Source organism: Bradyrhizobium sp. BWA-3-5, from assembly GCF_032917985.1.
Lineage (GTDB): Bacteria > Pseudomonadota > Alphaproteobacteria > Rhizobiales > Xanthobacteraceae > Bradyrhizobium.
This window is the reverse complement of the sequence record NZ_CP136626.1, coordinates 7,781,382-7,797,166: the sequence shown is the minus strand read 5'-3', so window position 1 is coordinate 7,797,166 and position 15,785 is coordinate 7,781,382. Positions and strand designations below refer to the sequence as shown.

The following is a 15,785-nucleotide window of genomic DNA, read 5'->3' as shown; positions in this document are numbered from 1 at the left end:
GATGTCGAAATCCCGCCTGCGCCTGATCCGTTGCGCCGGTAACATTGAGCCGCAAGCGAGGGATCGCAGACGTGAATGCAGCTTTCGGCTAATCGTTATCGATGGAGGCAGGCGGCCCGTCGCCGTAAAGCAAGCGGATCCCTTGGAAGCCCTGCTCGATGTGTTCGAAAAGGCCCTCTTCGTTGCCGAAGCAAACTATGCAGCCATCCTTGCAGCGAGCCTGACAACGCTTGAGCTCTACGGCAGGACTGCTACCAGCAAGACCAACTAGGGCAGCGCTCTCCGCGAACGGATTTGACGGGCCCGCAAGCGTTTTTTGCAGCGGCCTGCGGCAAACTGACACGACGGACGGATCACTGGATTATCAGAAATCGTGTCATCGCCGGGCTTGACCAGGCGACCCAATATTCCAGAGACGCCGATGATTGAGCCGATGGGCCGCGGCGTACTGGATCCTCCGCTTGCGCGGAGGATGACGGTTGTGTGTTGGGTCGCTACCTCAGCATCACTGCGTGCGAAGCCAGCAACTCACGCCGCCGGCTGAGCGACGTTGTCCTCGGCGGAGAGCAGATGGAGCAGCGCGCTCTTGATCGCGGCCTGGCGGGTCGGTGCGGCGATCTGGGCGCCGAGCAGGTCGGTGACGTAGAACACATCGCGGGCGCGTTCGCCGAAGGTCGCGACATGGGCCGAGGCGATGTTGAGGTTCAGCTTCGAGATCGCGGTCGTGAGCTGATAGAGGAGACCCGGTCGGTCGAGGCCTGAGACCTCGATCACGGTATAGCGGTCCGACCACTGGTTGTTGATGGTGACCTCCGGCTCGACCACGAAGGCGCGCTGCTTGCCGCGGTTGGCGGCCTTGCGCGCCACCACCTCGGGCAGCCGCAACTTGCCTTCGAGCACCTGTTCGATCATCTCGCCGATGCGAGTGGCGCGGCGTCCCTCGTCCTCGTCGCGGTCGTATTCCCTGGAGATCGCGATGGTGTCGAGCGCGAGGCCGTCGGTCGTGGTGTAGATCTGCGCGTCGACGATGTTGGCACCGGCCGAGGCACAAGCGCCGGCAATGATCGACAGCAGCCAGGGATGGTCGGTCGCAAGGATCGTCAGTTCGGTGACGCCGCGCGCCTCGTCGAAACCGACATTGATCGCGAGCTTGTGGCCGGCCTGCTCGCTGGCCCGGATAAAGCGTGCCTGGCGGATCTTGCGTTGCAGGTCGACCTTGAGCCAGTAGGCCGGATAGTGCCGCCCGATATAGGCGCTGAGCTCTTGCTCCGGCCATTCGTTGAAGGCGGCGCGGAATTCCGATTGCGCTAGCGCGATGCGCTGGGCGCGGTTCACTTCCGAGAAGCCGCCGGTCAAGACCGGCTCGGTCTCGTAATACAGCGTGCGCAGGAGCTGCGCCTTCCAGCCGTTCCACACGCCGGGGCCGACGCCCCTGATGTCGGCGGTGGTCAGGATGGTCAGAAGCTTCATCTGCTCGACCGACTGCACGACGGCGGCGAAATTCTCGATTGTCTTGCGGTCGGAGAGGTCGCGCGACTGTGCCACCGTGGACATCGTCAGATGTTCCTCGATCAGCCACGCTACGAGCTCGGTGTCGCCAGGACTGAAGCCAAGCCGCGGGCACAGCCGTCGCGCCACCCGCGCGCCGGCGATCGAATGATCCTCCGGGCGGCCTTTGGCGACGTCGTGCAGCAGGGTCGCGATGTAGATCACCGAGCGGTGCTCAGGCTGCATCTTGCGAAACAGGTCGCTCGCCACCGCGAACTCGTCGATGCCGCCCCGCTCGATATCCTGCAGGAAGCCGATGCAGCGGATCAGGTGCTCGTCCACCGTATAATGGTGGTACATGTTGAACTGCATCATCGACACGATCTTGCCGAAGGCGCGGATGAAATGGCCGAGCACGCCGGTCTCGTTCATCCGCCGCAGCACGATTTCGGCGTTGTCGGAGGTCAGGATCTCCATGAACAGACGGTTGGCCTCCGGACTCTCGCGAAGCTGCGTGTTCACCAGCTTCAGCGAGCGCGTCACCGTGCGCATCGCATCGGGATGGAAGGCGAGGTTGTTCTTCTGCGCCAGGCGGAAGATCCTGATAAGGTTGACCGGATCGTGCTTGAAGACGTCGGGCGCGGCGAGGTTGATGCGGTTGTTGTCGATGATGAAGTCGTCGCTGTCGGGCACCCGCCGCCGCTTGGTGCCCGGCCGCAGCCGCGCCACCACCCGGCTCAGCACCGGCGCGGGCTTGGCCTGCTCGTCTTCCAGCTTGGCGCACAGGATCGCGGTGAGATCGCCGACGTCCTTGGCGACCAGGAAGTAGTGCTTCATGAACCGTTCGACGTCCTGCATGCCCGGATGCGAGGTGTAGCCGAGTCTGACAGCGATCTCGCGCTGCATGTCGAACGACAGCCGCTCCTCGGCGCGTCCCGAGACGAAATGCAAATTGCAGCGCACCGACCACAGGAAGTCGGCGCAGCGGCGGAAGGTGCGGTATTCCTGCGCGTCGAACACGCCGCGCTCGACCAGTTCGCCGGTCTCACGCACCCGGTAGACATATTTGGCGATCCAGAAAAGCGTATGCAGGTCGCGCAACCCACCCTTGCCGTCCTTGACGTTGGGCTCGACGAGGTAGCGCGACTGGCCGGCGCGGCGGTGTCGTTCTTCGCGCTCGGCGAGTTTTGCGGTGACGAATTCGGAGGCGGTGCCCTGGACCACGTCCTTGTCGAAGCGGGCGACCAGTTCATCATAGAGCGGCCGGTCGCCGGTCAGGAACCGCGTCTCCAGGATCGCGGTGCGGATCGTCATGTCGCCGCGCGCCTGGCGGATGCATTCGTCGACCGAGCGCGTGGCATGGCCGACCTTCAGCCCCATGTCCCACAGGCAATAGAGAATGGCCTCGGCGACCTGCTCGCCCCAGGCGGTCTGCTTGTAGGGCAGGATGAACAACAGATCGATGTCGGATTCCGGCGCCATCAGGCCGCGGCCGTAGCCGCCGGTCGCGACAACCGACATGCGCTCGGCGCCGGTGGGGACGTTCGAGCGATAGAGATGCCGCGTCGCGGCCGCGTAGAGGATGCGGATGATCTCGTCCTGCATGAAGCAGAGCCGCTCGGCGCAGCGGCGGCCGTGACGATCCCTGAGCAAAATGGCCTGCGCGGTCGCGCGCGCGGCGATCATCTCGGCCTTGAGCAGTTGCGCCAGCGCCGAGCGAAACGCGTCCTCGCGGCCGGCATGTGTTTCGGCGAGGGCATCGATCGCCGCAGTGATCCGGGCGGTATCGAAACGATCATCCTCCCCCGACGGGGCCTCAGTCACGATGTTATCCATGGCTCTCCGATAACGGACGGCACAAAGGCTGTCACTGAGGATTGTAAGGCAACGTCAAGCTATGCCTCGGCCCGGCCGAATTCCAGCCCTAACCTGTTGAAAAGGCTAATGTCCGGGTAACGTTCAAACGCCGCGTCAGGCGCAGTGATGACATCGCGTCTCTCGCCGATTATACCGGAGCACAAATAAAGTCGGGAGAGAGAAGAATGGACGCCGCCGAACTCCGCGCGATGCAGGCCCCGATCAAGGAACGCTACAAGTCCGATCCCTCTGCCGCTGTCATTACGCTGAAAGCCAAAGGCTCGATCGACAATGAAGGTATCGCCTGCAAGGTCGAGACCGGCCGCGCGCTGGCGGTTGCCGGGCTCCATCCCGCCACCGGTGGCTCCGGCCTCGAACTTTGCTCCGGCGACATGCTGCTCGAAGCGCTGGTTGCCTGCGCCGGCGTCACGCTGAAATCGGTCGCCACCGCCGTCGAGGTCCCGCTCAGAAGCGGCATCGTCATCGCTGAAGGCGACCTCGACTTTCGCGGCACGCTCGGCGTCGACAAGGAAGCCCCGGTAGGTTTCGAGGAAATCCGCCTGCGCTTCGAGGTCGGCACCGACGCGCTGCAGGACAAGCTCGACCTGCTGCAGAAGCTCACCGAGCGCTACTGCGTGGTCTATCAGACCATCAAGAACGGCCCGAAAATCTCAGTCTCGATGAAGCGGGTGTGAGCGGCGCTTACCCTCCCTGGAGGGAGACGGGGTGGGGTGATCCCTCCACTCGGGCACTGTTGGATGTGGAGAGACCGTCACCCTACCCCGACTCATGTTTTCGCTGCGCTCAGTATGAGTTGACCCTCCCCCCTCCAGGGGAGGGTAAGAGAAGAAAATGTCCCCCGAACTTATCTTCCTCCTCACGCTCGGCCTGCGCATGGCGATCACCGCGGCATTCGTGGTGACAGCGTCGATCGTCACCGAGCGCTCCGGCCCCGTCATCGGTGCACTGATCGCCACGCTGCCGATCTCGGCAGGGCCGTCCTACGTCTTCCTCGCGCTCGATCATGACGCCGCCTTCATCGCGGAGGGCGCGCTGGCGAGCCTGCCGATCAACGCCGCGACGATCTTCCTCGGGCTTACTTACGTCGTGCTGGCGCAGCGCCATGGCGCGCTGCTCAGTTGCCTTACCGCCGTTGCCGTCTGGCTCGCGCTGGCCACGGTCATCCGTTCGCTGCAATGGTCGCTCGCCGGCGGCATCCTTGTGAACGCCATTGCCTACGGCATCTGCGTGCCGCTGCTCGCGCGCTACCGCCACGCCAAGATGCCGCCGATCCGGCGCCGCTGGTACGACATCCCGCTCCGGGCTTCGCTGGTCGCGACCCTCGTCGCCATCGTGGTCACGACGTCGAGTTGGGTCGGCCCCAAGGTCAGCGGCATCATCGCGTTGTTCCCGGCCGTGTTCACCTCGATGATGCTGATCCTGCACCCCCGCATCGGCGGCCCGCCGACGGCCGCGGTGCTGGCCAACAGCGCCTGGGGCTTGATCGGGCTGGGCATTGCGATCGCGGTGCTGCATGTCGCGGCACTGCAATTCGGCTCGGCGATCGGGCTCGGCTTGGCGCTGGCAACCTGCGTGGGGTGGAATCTGAGCCTGTGGGCGATCGGGCGAAGGAAGGCGGCGCAATAGCGCCGTCATTGCGAGGAGCGAAGCGACGAAGCAATCCATCTCTCCGCACATGTGGAGGGATGGATTGCTTCGCGAAGCCTGTCATCGGGCGCGCATTGGCGCGACCCGTTGGCTCGCAATGATGGGGTGAGGGTCTTATCCCCTCGGCAACTTCGCCTTCAGCGCATACAGCGCCTCCAGCGCTTCGCGCGGTGACATCTCGTCGGGATGCAGTGCCTTGACGGCTTCCATCAACAACTCAGCCTCGCTCGGCGGCGCTGCTTCCGCAGCGGCGCGCGAAGGGACGGCGAACAGCGGAAGATCATCGGCGAGCGCTCGCGCCGTCTGGCCGCGGTCCTGCGCCTCGAGTTTTGCAAGCACCGACTTGGCCCGCGCGATCACTGCCGGCGGCAGGCCGGCGAGCTTGGCGACCTGGATGCCGTAAGAGCGGTCGGCCGAGCCCGGCAGCACCTCGTGCAGGAACACGACATCGCCCTGCCACTCCTTGACTCGCACGGTGGCGTTGAACATTCGCGGCAGCTTGGCCGAGAGCGCGGTCAGCTCATGATAATGCGTAGCGAACAGCGCGCGGCAGCGGTTGGCTTCGTGCAGATGCTCAATTGCGGCCCATGCGATCGAGAGACCGTCGAAAGTCGCGGTGCCACGGCCGATCTCGTCCAAAATCACCAGCGAACGGTCACTGGCTTGATTCAAAATCACGGCGGTTTCCACCATCTCGACCATGAAGGTCGAACGTCCCCGCGCGAGATCATCCGCAGCGCCGACGCGGCTGAACAGGCGATCGACGACGCCGATGCGCGCGCGCGACGCCGGTACATAGGAGCCGATCTGCGCCATCAGCGCGATCAGCGCATTCTGGCGCAGGAATGTTGATTTACCGGCCATGTTCGGGCCGGTGATCAGCCAGATCTGGCCCGACTTCTGCGAAGGCCCTGGCGAGAGATCGCAGGCATTGGCAATGAACGGCTGGCCGTCGCGCTTCAACGCCTGTTCGACCACCGGATGCCGGCCGCCTTCGACCGCAAAGCCGAGCGAGCCGTCGACCTCGGGTCGCACGTAATTGTCGTCCACTGCCAGCTTTGCCAGCGAAGTTGCGACGTCCAGCATCGCAAACGCATGCGCGGCGGCGCGCAGGTCGTCGCTGGCGGCCAGCGCCATCGCGCAAAGTCGGTCGAAGATTTCCAGTTCGAGATTGAGCGCGCGATCGCCGGCATTGGCGATCTTGGCTTCGGTCTCGCCGAGTTCGGCCGTCGTGAAACGGACCTGTCCCGCCAGCGTCTGGCGGTGGATGAAGGTCGCATTCAGCGGCGGCGCCATCAGTCTGTCGCCGTGCTGCGCGGTAACCTCGACGAAATAGCCGAGCACGTTGTTGTGGCGGATCTTGAGCGCCTTGATGCCGGTGTCCTCGGCGTAGCGCGCTTGCATCGCGGCGACGACAAGACGGGAGGCGTCTCGCAAATTCCGGCTCTCGTCGAGCGCAGCCTCATAGCCTTCGCGAATGAAGCCGCCGTCGCGCTTGATCAGCGGCAGTTGCTCGGCGAGCGCGTGTTCGAACTCGCGGGCGAGATCGCGCGAGGGGCGCCGCAGCGCTTCCATCACAGCAACGATCTCGGATCGCGGCGCTTCGAGCTGCGCGAGCCGGGCCAGCGCCTGGTCGGCAGCGAGGATGCCGTCGCGCAAAGCCGCGAGATCGCGCGGGCCGCCACGTCCGACCGATAGCCGCGCCAGCGCGCGCGACATGTCGGGGGCGGCGCGCAACGTGGTTCGGATATCATCGCGCGCGGCGCTGTCAGCGACGAATGTCGCAATCGCATCCAGCCTTCGCGCGATGGCCGCGCTGTCGGTAAGGGGCGCTGCGAGCCGCTGTGCCAAGAGCCGGGAGCCGGCGGCGGTCACCGTGCAATCGATCGCATCGAGCAGCGAGCCGCGCCGTTCGCCGCCGAGCGTTCGGGTCAATTCGAGATTGGCGCGGGTAGCGGGATCGATTGCCATCGTGGTGCCGGCGGCTTCGCGCGAGGGCGGCGATAGCGGCGGGCGCTTGCCGACCTGCGTGCGGTCGATATAGGTGACGGCGGCGGCTGCCGCAGTCGCCTCCAGCCGCGACATCGCGGAGAGGCCGTCCATGGTCGCAACGGCGAAATAGTCGCACAGCCGCCGCTCGGCCGTGGCGCTGTCGAACACGTCGCGGGTCAGCGGCGTCACCGAGGGCAGTTCCCGCAGCAGCGGTCCGATATCCGCATCGCCATAGAGCGCATCGGTGACGATCGCTTCATTCGGATTGATCCGCGCCAGCGTTGCGGCGAGTTCCGCCATCGCGCATTCCGTGACCATGAACTCCGACGTCGAAATATCGATCCAGGCGAGCCCGATGCGGTCGCCGCCGGATGAGCCGCGGGCGCGCGCAATCGCCAGCAAATAATTGTTGGTGCGGGCATCCAGCAGCGTGTCTTCGGTCAGCGTGCCCGGCGTCACCAGCCGCACCACGCCGCGGGCGACGACGCTCTTGTTGCCGCGCGCGCGTGCCGCGGCGGGATTCTCGGTCTGCTCGCACACGGCAACGCGGTGGCCGGCATTGATCAGGCGATGCAGATAGTCCTCGGAGCGCTCCACCGGCACGCCGCACATCGGGATATCCATGCCCTGATGCTTGCCGCGCTTGGTCAGGACGATGCCGAGCGCCTTCGAGGCGATCTCGGCGTCCTCGAAGAACAGCTCGTAGAAATCGCCCATCCGGTAGAACAGCAGGAGGCCGGGATGGGCGGCCTTGATCTCGAGGTACTGTTCCATCATCGGCGTCACGCGCGACGGCGCGTCGGTCGCCGGGGTGGCTTCGGGGGGCGCCGGGGCGGGGATGGATTGCTGGATGGTCATGCGGGCGGCAAGCTACAAAATTTCGCCGCCCGGTCCTATTCCCGTACCTGCGTTGTCAGAGTTTTCCACGCCTCGGCGCGATGGTGAGTATACGCCCCTAGCATGACGGACCCGCCGCGGAAGAGGCATGCCTCAATTGACCTGCCGCGGGCACGCTCCTAAAACTCGCCGACAGTTCCAGCGGGTCAACGCCTAAAGCACGGCATTCAGGGAGAGATTTGATGCGTGATGTATTCATTTGCGATGCCGTCCGGACCCCGATCGGCCGTTTCGGCGGCTCGCTCGCCAAGGTGCGCGCCGACGATCTGGCCGCGGCCCCGATCAAGGCGCTGATGGCCAAGCATCCCAATCTCGATTGGGCGCAGGTGGATGAGGTGTTTTTCGGCTGCGCGAACCAGGCCGGCGAGGACAACCGCAACGTGGCGCGCATGGCGCTGCTGCTGGCAGGGATGCCGGAGCAGGTTCCCGGCCAGACCCTCAACCGCCTCTGTGCCTCCGGCCTCGATGCGGTCGGCGCGGCGGGGCGGGCGATCCGCGCCGGCGAGATCGATTTTGCGATTGCCGGCGGCGTCGAATCGATGACCCGCGCGCCGTTCGTGATGGGCAAGGCGCCGGAGGCCTTCGCCCGCTCGGCTGAGATCTACGACACCACGATCGGCTGGCGCTTCATCAATCCGTTGATGAAGGCGCAATACGGCGTCGATGCGATGCCGGAGACGGGGGAGAACGTCGCCGAAGAATTCCAGGTGTCGCGCGCCGATCAGGACGCGATGGCGATCCGCTCGCAGCAGCGCGCGGGCGCGGCAATCGCTTCCGGTTATTTTGCCGAGGAGATCACGCCGATCCAGGTGCCCGGCGGCAAGGCCGGCCCGATCACCGTCGACAAGGACGAGCACCCGCGCCCCGAGACCACGCTGGAAGGTCTCGCGAAATTGAAGCCGATCGTGCGCAATCCCGGCACGGTCACCGCGGGCAATGCCTCCGGCGTCAATGACGGCGCGGCGGCGATGATCCTCGCCTCCGAAACTGCGGTGAAGAAGCACGGGCTGACGCCGCGGGCGCGCATCCTCGGGCTTGCTTCGGCCGCGGTGCCGCCGCGCATCATGGGCATCGGCCCGGTGCCGGCGACCAAGAAGCTGATGGAGCGGCTCGGCATCAAGATCTCCGACTTCGATTTGATCGAGCTCAATGAAGCCTTCGCCTCGCAGGGCATAGCCTGCCTGCGGCAACTGGGCGTCAAGGACGACGCCGACTTCGTCAATCCGCATGGCGGCGCGATCGCGCTCGGCCATCCGCTCGGCATGAGCGGTGCGCGGCTGGCGCTGACGGCGGTGCACGGCATGGAGAAGCGGGGCGGGAAGCTTGCCTTGGCAACCATGTGTGTCGGTGTCGGCCAGGGCGTCGCGGTTGCGATCGAAAAGATCAATTAAAACAGCGATATGGGATCGCGAAAACAACGCTTTCCCAAATTAGTTATGTCATATAATGATCTGGCGGCGCGGCTAACTAGGCGCGCTCGAGGGAGGAGTTCGTCATGACATTGGTCTACCCAGTGCAAAGTCTCGTCGCGCATCCGCCGCGGCTGTCTCCCGCCTACAAGAGCACCGTCAAGCGCTCGCCGACCAAGCCGCTGATCCCGATGCGGCATACGCTGTCGGAGTTGAGCGGGCCGGTCTATGGCCACGAGACGGTGCGCGAAGGCGATCACGACCTCACCATCCACGGCAAAAGCGAGCCGATCGGCGAGCGCATCATCGTGCACGGCCATGTGCTCGATGAAGACGGCCGTGGTGTGCCGAACACGCTGGTCGAGTTGTGGCAGGCCAATTCCTGCGGCCGCTACGTCCATGTCGTTGATCAGCATCCCGCGCCGCTCGATCCGAACTTCACCGGCGCCGGCCGCGCGCAGACCGATGCGCAAGGCTATTACCGCTTCGTCACCATCAAGCCCGGCGCCTATCCCTGGGGCAATCATCACAACGCCTGGCGTCCGGCGCATATCCACTTCTCCGTGTTCGGCCACGCCTTCGTCTCGCGCCTGGTGACGCAGATGTATTTCCCCGGCGACCCGCTGTTCCCGTTCGATCCAATCTTCAATTCGGTCACGGATGAAAAGGCGCGCAACCGGATGATTTCGTCGTTCGATCTTGACAATACCAAGCCGGATTGGGCGCTGTGCTATCGCTTCAACATTGTGCTGCGCGGGCGCAATGCCACGCCGATGGAGAACAAATAAGTGTCGCAGGCCAAACCGGACGGAGTCACCCCGTCGCAAACCGTCGGTCCCTATTTCGCCTACGGCCTCACGCCGGGCGGCAAATACGAATGGAACGACGCCTTCACCAACAACCTCGTCACGCCGGATACGTCGGGCGAGCGCATCCGCGTCGAGGGCACGGTATTCGACGGCGACGGCGTGCCGATCGTCGATTGCATGTTGGAGATCTGGCAGGCGGATGCGCAAGGCCGCTTCTCCGATCCGCAGGACAAGCGCGCGCTGCCGAACTCGAGCTTCAAGGGTTTTGGCCGCATCGGCAGCGACGCGAAAGGGTCTTACGCCTTCGACACCATCAAGCCGGGTCAGGTCGCCGATCCCGACGGCAAGCCGCAGGCGCCGCATATCGTGATCGCGGTCTATGCCCGCGGCATGCTGCTGCACCTCTATTCGCGGATCTATTTCGATGGCGAAGCCGCTAATTCAGCCGATCCCGTGCTGGCGCTGGTGCCGGCCGATCGCCGCGGAACGCTGATCGCGACGCGGCAGCCCGGCAACGGCAACCCGGTCTATCGCTTCGACATCCATCTGCAGGGCGACAAAGAAACGGTATTCTTCGACGTCTAGTCAGAGCGCCACAGCCGCCGGGGAAGCGGAATGATCATCGGTCGTCAGCAGGATGTGACAGTCGCGGCGACCGCCGTGATGGAGCGGACAAGCGATCCGCGGCTGCGCGAAATCATGGTGTCGCTGGTCAAGCACCTGCACGGCTTCGTCCGTGACGTCCGCCTGACCGAAGCGGAGTTTCGCGAAGCCACCGCCATCCTCGCCGAGATGGGCCGGCAATCGACCGATACGCACAACGAGGTCGTGCTGATGGCGGGCTCGCTCGGCGTTTCCGCGCTGGTCTGCCTTCTCAACAATGGCGACCAGGGCAACACCGAAACCGCGCAGTCATTGCTCGGACCGTTCTGGCGGTTGAACTCGCCCCGCACCGAAAACGGCGGCTCGATCATCCGGTCCGACACGCCGGGGGTGCCGCTGTTCGTCACGGCGCGCGTCGTGGACGGTGCCGGCAATCCGGTTGCCGGGGCGGAGGTGGATGTCTGGCACGCCTCGCCCGTCGGGCTCTACGAGAACCAGGACCCCGAACAGGCTGACATGAACCTGCGCGGCAAGTTCACGACCGATGCCGATGGCCGCTTCGCCTTTCGTTCGGTGATGATGGTCGGCTATCCGATCCCGACCGACGGCGTGGTCGGGAAGCTGTTGAAGGCGCAGGGCCGCCACCCCTACCGTCCCGCCCATCTGCATGCGCTGATCGTCAAGCCCGGATTCAAGGTCCTGATCTCGCAGGTCTATGATCCCGCCGATCCGCATATCGACAGCGACGTGCAGTTTGGCGTGACCAAGGCGCTGATTGGCAACTTCGTCCGTCATGACGAGCCGCATCCGACCATCGCAGATATCAGCCAGCCCTGGTATTCGCTGGACCATGTCTACCGGATGGAAGCGGGCGAGGCTGTGTTGCCTCGGCCGCCGATCAAGTAAGGTGCCGCGCCTGACGAGACAGTGATGCCCTCATTCTCCCTCGCTGCGCTGACCGTTCTCGAACTTGCGCCTCCGGCGATGATCGACGTCGCCGCGGCCTGTGGCTATCAGCAGGTCGGGCTGCGCATGCTGCCGGCCATGCCAGGCGGCGTCGCCTACCCGCTGATGGACAACGAAGCCGGTTTGAAGGAGACGCTTGCCCGGCTGGATGCGACCGGCGTCACGGTGGCTGACCTCGAAGTGGTTGCGCTGCGGCCGGAAACCGAAATCGCCGCGTTCTCCGCCTTTTTCGAGACCGGCGCGCGGCTTGGCGCCAAACACATTCTGGTCGCCGACTACGATCCCGACCTCAGCCGGTTCAGTGATCGCTATGCATCGTTCTGCGAGGCCGCGGCGCCTTTCGGGCTGACAGCCGATCTCGAATTCATGCCATGGACCTGCGCGCCTGATCTTGCGACTGCGAGCAGCATTGTCGCGCAGGTCGGCCAGCCAAATGCCGGCGTGCTGGTGGATGCCTTGCATTTCGACCGTTCCAGGAGTTCGATCGACGACCTCGCGCGTATTCCCGCACACTTCCTGCATTACTGGCAGATGTGCGACGCGCCCGCCGAGCGGCCCGCCACGACGGAAGCCATGATCGATGCCGCCCGCCGCGAGCGGATGTTTCCGGGCGAGGGCGGCATCGATCTCGTCGCGCTGGCGTGCGCGATGCCGGCGGATATCACGATCAGTCTCGAAGTCCCGACCGCCGAGCTTGCGAAGACGATGGATGCGAAAGCGCGGTCGCAGCGCGCGCTCGATGCCGCGCGGAATGTGATTGCGAGATCGCTCGATGGCGCCGATCACCGCGGGAGTCGCGACGGATGATGACACTTCGCCAGGTCGAGGTGATCCGCGCCGTGATGGTAACAGGCACGATCGGCGGCGCGGCGCGGCTTCTGAATGTCTCCGCGCCCGGCATCAGTCGCCTGGTGAAGTACACCGAGAAGTCTCTCGGCGTCCGCTTTTTCCAGCGTCAGAACGGGCGCTATTTCCCGACGGCTGAGGCTCGCAACATCTTCGAGCAGATCAACGGCGTCTACGAGAAAATGGACGATCTCTCCGAGATCATCTCCAAGATCGGACGCGGCGACCTGTCCGAGCTGCGCATCGGCTCGGTGCCGAGCATCTCGCAAGTGATGGTGCCGCGCGCGATCGAGCGGGTGCGGCGGCGCTATCCCGAACTGCGGATCGACATCAACATCCTCAAGATCGAGGAGGCCGTCGATTATCTCTTGCTCGGCCGCGGCGATTGCGTCGCGATGAGCTACCGGCTCGAGCATCCCGGGCTGGATTTCCTGCCGCTGGCGTCGGGCGAATTGTTCTGCATCGTGCCGGCGGGCCACGAGCTTGCAGGATGCAAGCAGGTCTCGGCCGCGGAGATCATCCGCTATCCGCTGATCGGGATCGATCCCAACGATCCCTACGGGCGGATCATGGCAGAGATTTTTGCGCGCAACAAACTCGATTACGACATCACCATCCGCGCGCGCTTCGGCACCACCGTGTGCGCGCTGGTCAAGGCCGGCCTCGGCATTGCCGTGATCGACCAGTTCACCGTCGCCCATGGCGGCTATCCCGGCGTCGAACTGCTCAAGATCGTCGAGCCGACGCGGTTCGACACCTACATCGCGGTAAAACCGGGTGCGCCGCTCTCGCTTCACATAGAGCATTTCATCGAATGCCTGCGTTCGGAAATGCGCGCGGTGGGGCCGGGCAAGGCGGCGACGCGCAAGCCCAATTCAAAGCCAGAGTCGAGGTCGCGCAAGAAATAACATGATGTTATCTATCCGACATAAATGGGTAATTGTGTTAGGTCGGCAAACCGCTATCGTCGTCCTGCCGCCGATAACGCCTTTGCACCTGATGACGAGATCATGAGCCCTGCCGTCCGACCTCCTGCTCCGGCCGACCGCCGCTTCCTCACCGGCCTGATCGGCGCGCCGATCGCGAATTCCGCGTCGCCGGCGATGCATGAAGGGGCTGCCGAAGCGCTTGGGGCACATTGCCACTACCAGCTCATCGAAGTCGCCGGCGCCGGCCGCGACGAATTGCGGCTCTTGCTCGACGGCGTGCGCCGCCTGGGTTTCGCCGGCGTCAACGTCACCTTCCCGTACAAGGAAGCGGTGGTCTCTCTGCTCGACGAATTGTCGCCGGGAGCGCGGGCGATCGGGGCGGTCAATACCGTCTTGGTCAGGGATGGCCGGCTGATCGGACACAATACCGATACGACGGGGTTCGCGCGCGCGATCACCGAGCTGGTGCGCGATCCCGCGCAAAGCCGCGTTGCGGTGATCGGCGCCGGTGGTGTCGGCAAGGCGATCGGCTTTGCGCTGGCGGCGACGGGCATGCGCGAGATCAGGATTTTCGATACGGATAGCGCCAAGGCCGAACGGCTCGCCGCGCAGCTTGCGGGCCAGGGCGAAGCCAAGGCGGTCGGCAGCGTCGAAGATGCGGTGCGCGGCGCGACCGGCCTCGTCAACGGCTCGCCGGTCGGCATGTTGCCGAACCGCGGTATGCCGGTGCCGGAAACGCTGTTGCACAGGGATTTGTGGGTGGCGGATGCGGTCTATACGCCGCTCTGGACGCCGCTGTTGAATGCTGCAAAAGCCAAGGGCGCCGAGGTCATGACCGGGCGTGAGCTCGCGATCTATCAGGCTGCGGATGCATTCGAGCTGTTTACAGGACTGAAGCCGTCGGCCGTCGAGATGGGAAATGCATTCGACGCGGTGATGGCCAAGCGCTACGCTAAAGTGAACGCAGCCTAAACAACGCGGCCGGTCACAAGGTCGCTCATTAAGAGAAGAGAGAAGAGGGGATGGAAATGAGATCTCGAATTTTCGCTGGGCTCCTGCTCGCCACCGTTTCAGCGGGCGCAGCGTTCGCGCAAGGCGGCCCGATCAAGCTCGCCGATGTCGCCGAACTGTCCGGCGGCGGCGCTACCGTCGGCAACAACTGGAAGAACGGCATCGACCTTGCGATCGAGGAGGTCAACGCCAAGGGCGGATTGCTTGGCCGCAAGCTGGAAGTCACGCATGCGGACTCGCAGTCAAACCCCGGCGTGGCCCGCGCGCAGGTGCAGAAGGCGCTCGACAATGAGCCCTATGTGCTGCTCGGGCCCGGCTACTCCGGATCGGTGAAGGTCACGTCGCCGCTCGCCGCCGAAGCTGGCATCGCGCAGATCATGGGCGGCGAGGCGGCCGAACTGACGCAAGGCGGCAACAAGTTCCTGTTCCGCACCTCATTCGGCCAGCAATCCTCGATGCCGAAGGTCGCGAAATACATCAATGATGAGCTGAAGGCGAAGTCGGTCGCGGTCGTCTGGGTCAACAACGATTTCGGCAAGGGCGGCCGCGACGTCATCACCAAGGAATTCGCCAAGTACAACATCAAGGTCGCGGCTGACATTTCCACGGAAGCCGGACAGGCCGATTTTGCCGCCGACGTCTCCAAGATCAAGGCCGCATCGCCCGACGCCGTCTTCGTCTATCTCAACGAGGAAGAAAGCGCCCGGATATTGAAGGAGCTGAAGCGCCAGGCCGTCACCGTGCCGCTGATGGGCGAGACGACACTGGTCGGCCAGAAGGTCGTCGAACTCGCCGGTGATGCCGCCAACGGCGCGCGCGGCCATGTCGGCCTCACCACCGACGCGCCGGTCGACCTGGTCAAGGCCTTCCGGGAAAAGTTCGTCAAGAAGTACAATTACGTCCCCGACCATAACGGCCTGAAGGGCTATCTCGCGATCTACATGATCAAGGCGACCACCGAGAAGATGGGCAAGGTCGATTCCAAGGCGTTCGCCGACACCTTGCACGGCCTCACCATCAAGGCGGCAAGCGAACCCGGCATCCTCATGGACGTGACCTTCGACGAGAAGGGCGACATCGACCGCCAGGGTTTTCTGGTCGAGATCGTCGAAGGCAAGCAGGTCGTCAAGCAGGTACTGCCGAAGCTGAACTGAGTGTTTGAGAATCGTGGCCCGATGAACTGAGCCGCGAAGACGCTGCGCTCCCTCTCCCGCTTGCGGGGGAGGGCTGGGGTGGGGGTGCCGCCGCGAGTCGCGCTGCCCGTGTGGAGAGAGCCCCCACTCGGATCACATCTTGCGATGTGATCCGAC

General features: G+C 64.5%; 13 protein-coding genes. 11 read left to right on the top strand and 2 right to left on the bottom strand.

Going from position 1 to position 15,785, the window contains the following annotated elements; translation table 11 throughout:
• The first annotated feature begins 1 nt into the window (after position 1).
• Positions 2 to 271: a hypothetical protein gene (locus RX331_RS37400; RefSeq protein ID WP_317254557.1), complete on the top strand. Its 270-nt coding sequence runs from the start codon at positions 2 to 4 to the stop codon at positions 269 to 271.
• Positions 272 to 528: 257 nt separating this feature from the next.
• Here the strand turns inward: RX331_RS37400 and RX331_RS37395 are convergent, their stop codons facing one another.
• Positions 529 to 3,324 (bottom strand): [protein-PII] uridylyltransferase, encoded by a 2,796-nt coding sequence (locus tag RX331_RS37395; protein WP_317254556.1) that lies wholly within the window; start codon positions 3,322 to 3,324, stop codon positions 529 to 531.
• A gap of 206 nt (positions 3,325 to 3,530) precedes the next feature.
• On the opposite strand from RX331_RS37395, the gene RX331_RS37390 reads away from it, so the two are divergent.
• Both RX331_RS37390 and RX331_RS37385 read left to right on the top strand, forming a co-directional pair.
• Positions 3,531 to 4,040 carry an OsmC family protein gene (locus RX331_RS37390; RefSeq protein ID WP_317254555.1) on the top strand — a complete coding sequence of 170 codons (510 nt, stop codon included), beginning with the start codon at positions 3,531 to 3,533 and terminating at the stop codon, positions 4,038 to 4,040.
• A 157-nt stretch (positions 4,041 to 4,197) separates the two neighbouring features.
• Positions 4,198 to 4,992, top strand: coding sequence for a hypothetical protein (locus tag RX331_RS37385; protein ID WP_317254554.1), 795 nt, complete (start codon positions 4,198 to 4,200; stop codon positions 4,990 to 4,992).
• Positions 4,993 to 5,127: 135 nt separating this feature from the next.
• On the opposite strand, the gene mutS is transcribed toward RX331_RS37385, so the two are convergent.
• On the bottom strand, positions 5,128 to 7,863 hold the full coding sequence (gene mutS / locus RX331_RS37380; RefSeq protein ID WP_317254553.1) for a DNA mismatch repair protein MutS: 2,736 nt from the start codon (positions 7,861 to 7,863) through the stop codon (positions 5,128 to 5,130).
• A 221-nt stretch (positions 7,864 to 8,084) separates the two neighbouring features.
• Between mutS and pcaF the strand changes: the two genes are divergently transcribed.
• The 8 genes from pcaF to RX331_RS37340 all read left to right on the top strand — a co-directional run bounded on the left by pcaF (position 8,085) and on the right by RX331_RS37340 (position 15,629).
• Positions 8,085 to 9,293, top strand: a complete 1,209-nt coding sequence (gene pcaF, locus RX331_RS37375) for a 3-oxoadipyl-CoA thiolase (RefSeq protein ID WP_317254552.1) — start codon at positions 8,085 to 8,087, stop codon at positions 9,291 to 9,293.
• Between the two features lie 104 nt (positions 9,294 to 9,397).
• A complete protein-coding gene (pcaH, locus tag RX331_RS37370) occupies positions 9,398 to 10,099 on the top strand; it encodes a protocatechuate 3,4-dioxygenase subunit beta (protein ID WP_317254551.1) in 702 nt (233 codons plus the stop codon).
• Complete coding sequence (pcaG, locus tag RX331_RS37365; protein ID WP_317254550.1) at positions 10,100 to 10,705, top strand: protocatechuate 3,4-dioxygenase subunit alpha; 606 nt, start codon at positions 10,100 to 10,102, stop codon at positions 10,703 to 10,705. It abuts the gene before it with no gap.
• Positions 10,706 to 10,735: 30 nt separating this feature from the next.
• On the top strand, positions 10,736 to 11,629 hold the full coding sequence (locus RX331_RS37360; RefSeq protein WP_317254549.1) for a dioxygenase: 894 nt from the start codon (positions 10,736 to 10,738) through the stop codon (positions 11,627 to 11,629).
• A 24-nt stretch (positions 11,630 to 11,653) separates the two neighbouring features.
• Positions 11,654 to 12,496, top strand: coding sequence for a sugar phosphate isomerase/epimerase (locus RX331_RS37355; protein ID WP_317254548.1), 843 nt, complete (start codon positions 11,654 to 11,656; stop codon positions 12,494 to 12,496).
• On the top strand, positions 12,493 to 13,443 hold the full coding sequence (locus RX331_RS37350; RefSeq protein WP_317254547.1) for a LysR family transcriptional regulator: 951 nt from the start codon (positions 12,493 to 12,495) through the stop codon (positions 13,441 to 13,443). The genes RX331_RS37355 and RX331_RS37350 overlap by 4 nt, the downstream gene beginning before the upstream one ends.
• 102 nt (positions 13,444 to 13,545) lie before the next feature.
• Positions 13,546 to 14,436, top strand: a complete 891-nt coding sequence (locus RX331_RS37345; protein ID WP_317254546.1) for a shikimate dehydrogenase — start codon at positions 13,546 to 13,548, stop codon at positions 14,434 to 14,436.
• A 56-nt stretch (positions 14,437 to 14,492) separates the two neighbouring features.
• Entirely contained in the window at positions 14,493 to 15,629 is a 1,137-nt protein-coding gene (locus RX331_RS37340) for an ABC transporter substrate-binding protein (protein ID WP_317254545.1), read from the top strand.
• Positions 15,630 to 15,785 lie beyond the last annotated feature (156 nt).

Bases quoted from the DNA above. Each gene is read 5' to 3' on its own strand.
- RX331_RS37400 (WP_317254557.1), top strand. From the start codon at position 2: ATGTCGAAATCCCGCCTGCGCCTGATCCGTTGCGCCGGTAACATTGAG.
- RX331_RS37395 (WP_317254556.1), bottom strand. From the start codon at position 3,324: ATGGATAACATCGTGACTGAGGCCCCGTCGGGGGAGGATGATCGTTTC.
- RX331_RS37390 (WP_317254555.1), top strand. From the start codon at position 3,531: ATGGACGCCGCCGAACTCCGCGCGATGCAGGCCCCGATCAAGGAACGC.
- RX331_RS37385 (WP_317254554.1), top strand. From the start codon at position 4,198: ATGTCCCCCGAACTTATCTTCCTCCTCACGCTCGGCCTGCGCATGGCG.
- mutS (WP_317254553.1), bottom strand. From the start codon at position 7,863: ATGACCATCCAGCAATCCATCCCCGCCCCGGCGCCCCCCGAAGCCACC.
- pcaF (WP_317254552.1), top strand. From the start codon at position 8,085: ATGCGTGATGTATTCATTTGCGATGCCGTCCGGACCCCGATCGGCCGT.
- pcaH (WP_317254551.1), top strand. From the start codon at position 9,398: ATGACATTGGTCTACCCAGTGCAAAGTCTCGTCGCGCATCCGCCGCGG.
- RX331_RS37360 (WP_317254549.1), top strand. From the start codon at position 10,736: ATGATCATCGGTCGTCAGCAGGATGTGACAGTCGCGGCGACCGCCGTG.
- RX331_RS37355 (WP_317254548.1), top strand. From the start codon at position 11,654: ATGCCCTCATTCTCCCTCGCTGCGCTGACCGTTCTCGAACTTGCGCCT.
- RX331_RS37350 (WP_317254547.1), top strand. From the start codon at position 12,493: ATGATGACACTTCGCCAGGTCGAGGTGATCCGCGCCGTGATGGTAACA.
- RX331_RS37345 (WP_317254546.1), top strand. From the start codon at position 13,546: ATGAGCCCTGCCGTCCGACCTCCTGCTCCGGCCGACCGCCGCTTCCTC.
- RX331_RS37340 (WP_317254545.1), top strand. From the start codon at position 14,493: ATGAGATCTCGAATTTTCGCTGGGCTCCTGCTCGCCACCGTTTCAGCG.